This is a genomic window from Flavobacterium sp., assembly GCF_044338735.1.
GTDB lineage: Bacteria > Bacteroidota > Bacteroidia > Flavobacteriales > Flavobacteriaceae > Flavobacterium.
Genome location: NZ_JBIIWV010000072.1, coordinates 1 through 10586, shown reverse-complemented (window position 1 = coordinate 10586; position 10586 = coordinate 1). Strand labels below are relative to the sequence as shown.

Sequence of the window (10586 nt, the reverse complement as noted above, 5' to 3'; positions counted from 1 at the left end):
CTTTGGTTTGATTCTCCAGTAACATTCGGATTGTCAACAAAAGTCCAACTATAAGTTGTATTTATTGCAAAAATATCTGAGGAGGTTCCATTAACTGGGGTTACCGTAAAAGTAGCACTCGAACAAATTGAAGCTATTTTGTTAGAAATTTGTGGGGTTGGGTTTACAGTAATCGTAAAGGTTTGTGTAGCTCCAACACATGATACACCTCCACTTGTGTAAGTTGGGATAACTGTAATAGTTCCAGTTATTGGTACTGTTGTAGTATTAGTAGCTAAAAAACTTGGAATGCCCGTAACATTTCCAACGCTTGAAGCTGCTAAACCAATTGAAGGATTATTATTAGTCCATGTATATGTAGTAGTGCCTCCTGTATTTGTTGTTGAAAAAGTTACAGCATTAGTTGAAGCGCCTTGACATAAGATTTGAGGTGCTATTGTATTAACTTGACCTAATGGATTAACAATTATTGTTCTCGTTAATGGAGTTAAATCTATATCTGTTCCTAATTGAATCTGAGAAATCAATAAAACAACATTAGTTGTTGAATTAGGAACTGTAATTGTTCCAGTGCCAGAAGTAGGATTTAATAGAAGAATCTGATTTGAAGCCCCATTTATTGAATAAGTAACTGTAGTATTTGCAGAACCTACTATGTTGAAAACAGCATTTGATCCTTCACAAATCGTATCATTAGAAATACTTGTAATATATGGATAAGGCGGAGTTGTTACTGTTACTGTTGCCGGTAAATTTAATGGAGCATCACAACCAGGAATATTTACTAAAAACTCTATTCCATCTAAATAAACACTCCCGTTAAGTTGAGTAACTGTAATTATATCTGTTGTGCTACCCATTGTAAATTGGATGCGTTGCAATTCGTCAATATTTCCAGAATTAAAAATCAACGTAGAGACTCCATCGGAAATCCTCACACTCCCATTATTATTATTTTTAGCTATACTAACAGTAATTATGGATCCAGCGGGTAAGACATTTGCTAATCGAAGTATAACTAATGAATTGGCACTATTTATTGTGGAACAGTTTGCTGTACTTGCCACTGAAGCTGCAGGAGATATAGGTCCAACAGCATTAGCAGAATTTAATCCACCTGTTGAAACAATTACATTTGCAGGAGTTGGTATTAATTGAGTAATTAAAGTAGCAGTAACAGTTGTATTTACTGTTAAATTAGGTATCGTTAAAGTTGCGTTTCCTGATCCATTTAAAGTAATTTGCTGATTAACGCCACTATTATTTACATTGTAGGTTACCACTGCATTTGGGGTTCCACCTGAAAAATAATACGTACCATTTTGACCAACAAAAACAGAAAGTGGATTTGCAGTGTTTGACGTCATTGAAACTCCTGGAGTTACATCTATACAAACTTGTTGAGTGTAGGTGCATCCAAAATTATCTACAGCATTATATGTAAAACAATTATTACCAGTTGTTGTAGGCGTTACTGTTATTGTTTGTCCTGAAGTACTAACAATACTTGGACTTGGCGACCAAAAAGTACTTACTATCGTTGGAGTAAATGAATAATCAGTAGGCAATATTGAATTATCAAAATTGATACTCCAGTTAAAAATATAACCGTTATCAACTGTTAAATTATCGGTTACAATCAATGACCAATTACCATTTAATTGACTTCCTATCAAATTGGTAAAAGGCTGAACTGGCATGTAGTTTCCAGCATTTATGGAATTACCATTCGGATTTCCACATTGAGATGTAGCACCATTAACTAAAAAGGTAGTTGCAGCTGGAGTAAAACAATAGGTTCTACCAGTACCTGGACCAGCAGCCTCATCAACAGCACCAAAACCATCAATTGGACATCCAAGATAGGTCCCGCCACCGCCTCCACCAGTTCCATTAAATGCTTTTAGTATGATGGATTGCCCATTTGGACTGACCAATCTAATTTCTAGATCCCCTAGATATGAATGCTCCATATTTAAACAGACAGAAGTAATTTGATTAGCAGCTGTTATTGTAGACCCAAATGGAAAACAATCTACAGGAACAGAAGTTTGATATGATACGCCACTACCATCGGGTAAGAAGGTAGTACCACTAACTGGAGGAGCACATACTCTAATAAATTCAACTGGGTTAACAACTCCAGTTATTGTTGTCGTTTGCCCTAAACAAATTTCATCATCTGATGCTTGAGTTCCAGTAAAATTTGGTGTAGTTGAAACATAGACTTTTTGTTCTAATCTATTATTATTTCTACATCCGTTTGGATCAGTAATGATAAGATTAACTAAGTAAATTCCTTCATTTGCAAACGTATGTGATACATTTTGACCGTTTGCTGTAGTTCCATCATCAAAGTTCCATAAATAAGTAGCTCCTGTTCCGCTTGTCGCAAATGTTCCGCTTCCATTAAATTGTACAGAATCGCCTTGACAAATTCGAATCGTATTTTGAGGTCCCGCTGCGGGAACAGTACTATTTAAAACTGAAATTATCGATGGGCAAGGTGGTCCACAAACTATTGTAGCATCCCATCCTGCAGCATTTTGTGTCCCGTTTGATACAAAAGAAAATGTCAAACATCCAGAAACTGATGTCGCAGTGTATGAAGAAATAACATTTGTTCCAAAATAAGTTCCTACTACAGCTGCTGCAGTTGAATTCCCATCATGTATAGTTAATACATCTCCAATACTACTCACTAAGTTAAATGAATTAAAATAAACAGTAACTACGTCACCAGTATTTGTAGGACAGATTGTCCAAGTTCTAGTTTCATTATTTGAATAATTTCCTGTAGCACCTCCTGAATCATAAAAATGGTCTCCAGCACAATAATTAGGATTCGTAGTTGATGTGGAGCGCACAGTTGACCATGGACCTACATCAGTTCCTGCTGCACAAATGGCTCTAACATAAAAATCGTAAGTGGTTTGTGAAGTAAGTCCCGTGTAGGTATAAGTTGTTGGATTTGTTGAGATTTGACCTGTCATAGCTGCAGTAGGCGCGGGAGAACCAGCTGGAACAGCAATGACTTCCCATTGAGTGGCACTTGGTGCATTATTAGTCCAGCTAACCGTTACACTTGTAGGTGAAATAGCGTTAGAAGTAATATTCGTTGGTTTTCTACAAGTAGGATAAGGCTGACAAAGTATATTTGAAGTCCAACCTGGATTATTTACAGAAGTATCCGAAACAAATCTGAAGGTTAAACAACCAGTAGTTCCGGTTGCTTCAAATGGGCCAGGAATAGTAGTTCCCCAATAAGCCCCCGGTATCAATACCGTTCCTAATCCAGGACCGTTTGCACTGGCGATTAGAGGAGAGGCTGTCGAATTTCCATCATAAACATAAAGTTTATCATAATTTACCTCTGTATTAAACGAGGTAAAGGTAACCGTAACATACTCCCCTGAGTTAGGCGGACAAATAGTTACAATTCGATCCTCACCATTGGGGTAATTTCCTGTTGGACCTCCTTGATCAACAAAATTTCCTCCACAAACAGGTGGCATTTCAGTTGTTGTAAAAGTACGTTTGACTGACCACGGACTTGGATTATCAGTATCACAAATAGTTCTAACATAAAAATCATAACTTGTTAATGGAGTCAAGGGTGGTGAGGGTGTCAAATTATAACCATTAGTAGTTACAGGAACGATAGTGCCAGATCCCGGAACAAATCCAGCAGGACCATACTCAATTTGCCAAGGACCCGCAGGATTAGGACTGTTCCATGACAACATGGCTGAAGTGGCTAACGGAGTAGCATTTAATGCTGTAGGAGCAAGACATTGCTGATCAACCTTTACATTATCTAATAACCATCTATCCCCAACACCGTCAGTTACCTCCATTACAAAAGCAAAATAAACTGGCTGATTAGCATAAGCATTTAACGGAATAAAAAATTGTTGAAAAGGTAAATTTCGAATTTCCAACTCTGTATATCTTCCTATCTCAGTAGTAAAAGATGCTCTAGCTTGATTAGTAGTGGATAGCATAACTCTATATATAGACCCTTGTTCACCATTTGAACCAGATCTTGAATAAAATCGAATTTGTCCATTAGTAGGAACAGTAACTTGAGGAGTTATCAACCAATCTTGAGCGAGTCCCGTTGCACCATTTTCTCTGTTAACCATAGCTGAAAATGTTCCTTGATGAACCCATCCAAATCCAGATAAATTTGTTCTTGTCCAAGATTCACCAGTTCCTACACCGTTATTCTCAATTGCCCATCCGGTAGGCTGGAATGAAGCTCCTTCAAAACCCTCAGATAATTGTCCAAAGGCAAAAAAAGTAAAAAACGACATGAAAAAAAGTAGTAGTTTTTTCATTATTTTAATATAAATTTAAGGTTTGATTAATATTCAAAGTTAACAATTTATCTTATTTATAAAACATCTATCGATAAAATATATTAAATATTCGATAAAGTGTTTATTTTAAGGTAATATATTTTGTGTATTTTTGTAAAAACTTTCTAAAAAGATCATTTTGAAACCAAATTCAAAAATATATTTTGCTTCCGACCAACATTTTGGTGCGCCAACATCAGAAATTAGTTTTCCTAGAGAACAAAAATTTGTAGCTTGGCTAGACGAGGTTAAAAAAGACGCTGATGCCATTTTTTTACTAGGCGATTTATTTGATTTTTGGTTCGAATATAAAACTGTTGTTCCTAAAGGTTTTGTTCGAGTTTTAGGAAAATTAGCTGAACTGAGAGACGCCGGAATTCCTATTTATTTTTTTGTTGGAAACCATGATTTATGGATGGGCGATTATTTTGAAAAAGAACTCAATATTCCTGTTTATCACGATAATCAAGAATTTACCTTTAACGGAAAAACCTTCTTAATAGGTCACGGCGACGGAAAAGGTCCTGGCGACAAGGGTTATAAACGCATGAAAAAACTATTTACCTATCCATTTTCAAAATGGTTGTTTCGTTGGTTGCATCCTGATGTTGGTGTGAAAATAGGGCAATATTTATCGGTTAAAAACAAGCTTATTTCTGGTGCGGAAGATGTGAAATTTTTAGGCGAAGAAAACGAATGGTTGGTGCAATATTGCAAACGTAAATTAGAAACCAAATCGTACAATTTTTTTGTTTTTGGACACCGCCATTTGCCTATGGAAATTACTTTAAATGAACAGTCAAAATACATCAACTTAGGAGATTGGATTGGCTATTTTACCTATGGTGTTTTTGATGGCGAAACATTTGAATTGAAAAAATACGAATAAAAAGTGCTATTGAAAACGAATTTGCGTTAGGGATGGAAGCGGCATCCTCCGATAAACAAAAACAAAAATTCATTTGTAGTTTTTGCTAATCGGAGATATAGCGTACAGCCCGACCCTTGTGGTAACGCCCAAAAAATTACTTTTCTATTTGTAAATCTCTGAATTTTGGTGAAGCCACTGCGGTAGTTCCTGCTACGAATAACGTCATTATGCCTCCAAAAACTACAGCGTTTACAACTCCAAATAATTTAGAAGTGAGTCCGCTTTCAAAGGCTCCTAATTCGTTTGAAGAACCGACAAAAATTGAATTTACGGATGAAACTCTTCCGCGCATATCATCCGGCGTGTAAATTTGCAAAATTGTGGAACGAATAACTACTGAAAATCCATCGGTAACTCCACTTAAAAATAAAGCAATTACCGAAATCCAAAAGTTTTGGGATAATCCAAAAACGATAATACAAATTCCAAATCCGAAAACGGCTAATAGTAATTTTTTACCCGTATTTTTTTCGATGGAAAACATCGTAGAAGCCAGCATAGTTAGTAATCCACCAATGGCTGGTGCGGCTCTTAAAATTCCGAAACCTTCTGAACCTACTTGTAAAATATCTTGTGCAAAAATAGGTAATAAAGCTACTGCCCCACCAAATAAAACCGCAAACATATCTAACGAAAGTGCGCTTAAAATAATTTTATTTTGAAATACAAATCTAATTCCGGCCTTTAAACTTTCTGAAATGGGTTCGCCAATTTTTTTATTTAAAATAGGTTTTTTACTAATTTGCAACAACATAAAAATTCCTAAAAAAATAGAAATTGTCACGAAAATCATAGAGTTGAAAACGCCAATTCCGCCGATTAAAAATCCAGCTAAAGCAGGTCCGATTACGGCTGAAACTTGCCAAGACGAACTGCTCCAAGTAGCCGCGTTTGTAAATTGTGTTTTTGGAACAATTAATCCTAACAAACTAAAAACAGATGGAATGATAAATGCCCGAATGATTCCACCTAAAAAAACCAAGGCATAAATAGCATATAAAAATGGTTGTTTTCCAATGTTTTTTGCGGTTTCAGGATGAACCAAATAACAAAATAAAATACTGATTGTTGCCGTACTTGCAAAACATTTGAGCAGCATATTTCTTTTTTCGGATTGGTCTACAATGTGCCCAGCAAATAGCGCCATAATTATAGCTGGAATTACTTCCATAAGCCCAATTAATCCTAATGACCAAGGGTCTTTGGTAATTCGGTATACTTCCCATTCTATTAAGACAAATTGCATAGACCAAGCCAACACAATGGCTAATCGCATAAGTATAAACCAACGAAATTCTGGTATTCTTAAAGCTGAAAATGGATCTTTTTTTGTCATATTTTTTTCCGCAAAGACGAGAAGATTCTCGCAAATGTCGCAAAGATTTTATTATTTAATATTTATTTTACTTGATTCTTTTAACTTTTTACTTTGTTGCTTTTTACTTTTAATTGGTTCTTACATCACGCAATTGCAATTGTAAACTAACCGTTCCGTTCCATTCGTTTTCTTCTAAAACATAAACGGCTTCAAACGGATTTCTATTTTTTACAACATCTATTTTATCTCCAAGTCCAAAACCAATGGCGTTGAAATTTGGCGAATTATTTTGTTTCACGAAGGCTTTTAAATGTTCGGCATCGTTACCCAATGTTTTCGCATAACCCGAATCGATTATATTTTTCGACAAAAAAACAGGTGTCATATTTTCTGGACCGAAGGGTTCAAATTGTTTTAGAATGCGCATAAATTTTTCATCAAGATCCGAAAAATTCATTTCTAAATCTACTGAGATTTCAGGAATTAATAAATCGGGATGAATGGTTTTTTTGACTTCGTTTTCAAACGCATTTTTGAAATTTTCGTAATTTTCTTCTTTCAACGTCATTCCTGCGGCATACATATGTCCTCCAAATTGCTCCAAATGTTCGGCACACGCTTCTAAGGCATTGTACACGTCAAAATCTTTTACCGAACGTGCCGAGGCGGCTAATTTATCGCCACTTTTTGTAAAAACAATCGTTGGACGATAATACTTTTCAACCAATCGAGATGCGACAATTCCGATAACGCCTTTATGCCAATTTTCTTGATATACAACCGTTGAAAATCGGTTTTGTTCGTTGTTTTCTTCGATTTGAAGTAACGCTTCTTTGGTAATTTGTTTGTCCAATTCTTTTCTGTCCGAATTGTGCTGCTCAATTTCAGAAGCAAATTGTTCCGCTTGTTCTAAATTGTATTCGGTTAAAAGTGCTACGGCTTCGTTTCCGTGTTTCACTCTTCCGGCAGCATTAATTCTTGGTGCTACAATGAAAACGACATCAGTAATCGTCAATACTTTTTTCTTTACATTTTGAACTAAGGCTTTAATTCCTGGTCGCGGATTCGAATTAATCACTTCCAAACCAAATTTTGCTAATACCCTATTTTCACCCGTAATTGGAACAATATCAGCAGCAATAGCTGTAGCTACCAAATCTAAATAAGGAAGTAAATCTTGAATGGTTTGGTTTCTGTTTTCGGCTAACGCTTGAATCAATTTAAACCCTACTCCACAACCACATAATTCGTCATACGGATAGGAACAATCTTCGCGTTTTGGGTCTAAAACCGCAATGGCATCAGGTAAAAAATCGCCAGGTCGGTGATGGTCGCAAATGATGAAATCGATGTTTTTTGCTTTCGCATAATTCACGTGGTCGATCGACTTAATCCCACAATCGAGTGCGATTATTAAGGAAACATCGTTGTCTTCGGCATAATCAATTCCGAGATATGAGATTCCGTAACCTTCGTTATATCGGTCTGGAATATACGTCGCCACATTAGTATAAAAACTACGCAAATAACTCGAAACTAAAGAAACAGCGGTTGTTCCATCTACATCATAATCGCCAAAAACTAAAATATTTTCATTGTTTGCAATGGCTTTTTCGATTCGAGAAACGGCTTTGTCCATATCTTTCATTAGATACGGATTGTGCAAATCTTCTAAAGTGGGACGGAAAAATGTTTTGGCTTGCTCGAAGGTTTCTATTCCTCTTTGAACTAATAAAGTAGCGATGATTTCATCGACTTGAAGGGCGTTTTGTAAGGCTTGTACTTTTTCTTTTTCTGGCTTTGATTTTAGATTCCAACGCATAGTTTGTGATGAATTAAAAATTATGAATTACGATTTTTGGCTTATAATATTGAATGACAAAGTTATAAAAAAATTCTTAATTGTCATTTCGACGTAAGGAGAAATCACATAATTTTTTAAAAATTATTTCTTAAAATGATGATTTAAAAATTCGAAATCAGGATTCATACTTTTAATTAAATTCATCTTCTTTTCTCGTCTCCATTTTTTTATTTCTTTTTCTCTTGCAATTGCTTCTTCCACCCAAACGAATTTTTCATAATAAACCAAAAACTCTAAATTATACTTTGAAGCAAAAGTTTTATTACCTAATTCTAAATTTTCTATGTGTTGACTTAATCGTTCTTTTAAATTATTGGTCATTCCAATATAATAGGTAGAACGATATTTATTGGTAATTATGTAAACATAATAGGAATGAAAACCTGTTTGTGGATTAAATTCGTTCATGCTTTATAACTTTATGTGATTTCTCCTTACGTCGAAATGACAAACTAAATTTTAACTTATGATAAATTATCACTACTAAATAAATAACTGCTAACTAAAAACTAATGACTGAACACTATTTTTTTCCCCCAACACAAACCACAATTTCCCCTTTTGCCGGTTTTTCTTCAAAGTGTTTTAAAACTTCTTCGGCAGTTCCACGAATGGTTTCTTCGTGCAATTTTGAAATTTCTCTGGAAACAGAAATGGGTCTATCCGCACCAAAATACTGAATAAATTCGGTTAATGTTTTGTTTAATTTATGTGGAGAAACGTATAAAATCATAGTTCTGGTTTCTTCGGCTAAAACCAAATAACGCGTTTGTCTGCCTTTTTTATCGGGTAAAAAACCTTCGAAAACGAATTTATCATTAGGCAAACCACTATTTACCAAAGCGGGTACAAAAGCTGTCGCTCCAGGTAAACAATCTACTTCAATTCCGTTTTCTACACAAGCGCGTGTTAATAAAAATCCGGGATCAGAAATGGCTGGCGTTCCCGCATCGGAAATTAAAGCAATCGTTTCGCCCCCTTTTATTCGAGCAATTACATTTTCTACCGTTTTGTGTTCGTTATGCATATGGTGACTGTGCATGTGCGTAGTAATTTCAAAATGCTTTAGTAATTTTCCGCTAGTACGAGTGTCTTCGGCTAATATTAAATCGGCTTCTTTTAGCACACGAATGGCACGAAACGTCATGTCATCTAAATTGCCAATTGGCGTAGGAACTATATATAATTTACTCATTTAAAACAATTTAAAACACGAATTTCACGAATTAGCACAAATTATTTATCGTGTTAATTTGTCTAATCTGTGTTCATTTATTTAAATTTATTTTCTACAATTTCTATGAAACGCGTTTCATATTCTTCGTTTCCTTGCCAATTATTGTAATCGGGTTTTACAAAATCATGAATAAAACTTTCAGCTTCTTCAAAATTATCAAAGGTATTTAATTGGGAAAGTACTCTATTGAAATCTTCGGCATTACCTCCAAATAATTTTTTCTCAAAAGCAATACGGTCATTTAAACCAATATTAATACCTTTATTTAATTTATCATTTAAAGACGTTGTTTTGTCCTCTTTTTGTTTCTTTTCAGATGGTTTTTCAACTTTATCTTCAACGATTGAAGTTGGCTCAATTTCGGAAGCAATTTCAGGCGATACAGCTTCAAAAGTAGCTTCATTTGCCTTTTCTACAGCAACCGGAACATCATCTACCTTTACAAAATCAAGTTCTTGATAATCGTGAACTAACATGTCTTCAAACGAAATTTGCTTGGCAACTGTTTCTTTTTGTTTGGAAATAGGGTTTGGTGTTTCTTCTAGCTTTTGTTCTGTTGCAATTGTTTCTTCTTCGTCCTCAATATCTTCTTCAATCAATTCAGCAACCATTATTTTTTCTTCAATAATTGGATCAGAAATTGTTTCTTCTACAATAGGAGTTGTCGCTTGTATATTGGCTTCTGTTTCTTCTTGAATTGGAGTTGAAAAAATTTCAGTAGGTTTTCCTTCCAACATTTCTTCAAAAACAGCTTCAGGTATTTCGTTTTTTACTAATTCGAAATTTTCTTCATAAAAGCGTAAAATCGTCAATTGATCATACAAATTTTTTGCTTCTTGTTGCAATTGAAGCGTATCAGAATGATTTTTTAACTT

General features: G+C 35.0%; 7 protein-coding genes. 1 reads left to right on the top strand and 6 read right to left on the bottom strand.

From position 1 onward, the window contains the following. A partial coding sequence (locus ACIQZC_RS06265; RefSeq protein WP_396138383.1) for a PKD domain-containing protein occupies positions 1-4340 on the bottom strand: 4340 nt, incomplete at its 3' end. Positions 4341-4500: 160 nt separating this feature from the next. Here ACIQZC_RS06265 and ACIQZC_RS06260 point away from each other — a divergent pair. Next, positions 4501-5250, top strand: a complete 750-nt coding sequence (locus ACIQZC_RS06260) for a UDP-2,3-diacylglucosamine diphosphatase (RefSeq protein ID WP_396138382.1) — start codon at positions 4501-4503, stop codon at positions 5248-5250. A gap of 136 nt (positions 5251-5386) precedes the next feature. On the opposite strand, the gene ACIQZC_RS06255 is transcribed toward ACIQZC_RS06260, so the two are convergent. The 5 genes from ACIQZC_RS06255 to ACIQZC_RS06235 form a co-directional block, all read right to left on the bottom strand. Further along, positions 5387-6628: an MFS transporter gene (locus ACIQZC_RS06255; protein ID WP_396138381.1), complete on the bottom strand. Its 1242-nt coding sequence runs from the start codon at positions 6626-6628 to the stop codon at positions 5387-5389. Between the two features lie 109 nt (positions 6629-6737). Then, complete coding sequence (gene recJ, locus ACIQZC_RS06250; RefSeq protein WP_396138380.1) at positions 6738-8432, bottom strand: single-stranded-DNA-specific exonuclease RecJ; 1695 nt, start codon at positions 8430-8432, stop codon at positions 6738-6740. A gap of 123 nt (positions 8433-8555) precedes the next feature. After that, positions 8556-8882 (bottom strand): GIY-YIG nuclease family protein, encoded by a 327-nt coding sequence (locus tag ACIQZC_RS06245; RefSeq protein ID WP_396138379.1) that lies wholly within the window; start codon positions 8880-8882, stop codon positions 8556-8558. Between the two features lie 115 nt (positions 8883-8997). Continuing rightward, positions 8998-9669: a 16S rRNA (cytidine(1402)-2'-O)-methyltransferase gene (gene rsmI, locus ACIQZC_RS06240; protein ID WP_396138378.1), complete on the bottom strand. Its 672-nt coding sequence runs from the start codon at positions 9667-9669 to the stop codon at positions 8998-9000. 77 nt (positions 9670-9746) lie between these two features. Further along, positions 9747-10586, bottom strand: an 840-nt coding sequence (locus ACIQZC_RS06235; protein ID WP_396138377.1) for a hypothetical protein, incomplete at its 5' end; no start/stop codon positions are given.

What these genes read in the sequence shown, in the direction of transcription:
- recJ (WP_396138380.1), bottom strand. Translation starts at nt 8,432, where the DNA reads ATGCGTTGGAATCTAAAATCAAAGCCAGAAAAAGAAAAAGTACAAGCC.
- rsmI (WP_396138378.1), bottom strand. Translation starts at nt 9,669, where the DNA reads ATGAGTAAATTATATATAGTTCCTACGCCAATTGGCAATTTAGATGAC.
- ACIQZC_RS06255 (WP_396138381.1), bottom strand. Translation starts at nt 6,628, where the DNA reads ATGACAAAAAAAGATCCATTTTCAGCTTTAAGAATACCAGAATTTCGT.
- ACIQZC_RS06245 (WP_396138379.1), bottom strand. Translation starts at nt 8,882, where the DNA reads ATGAACGAATTTAATCCACAAACAGGTTTTCATTCCTATTATGTTTAC.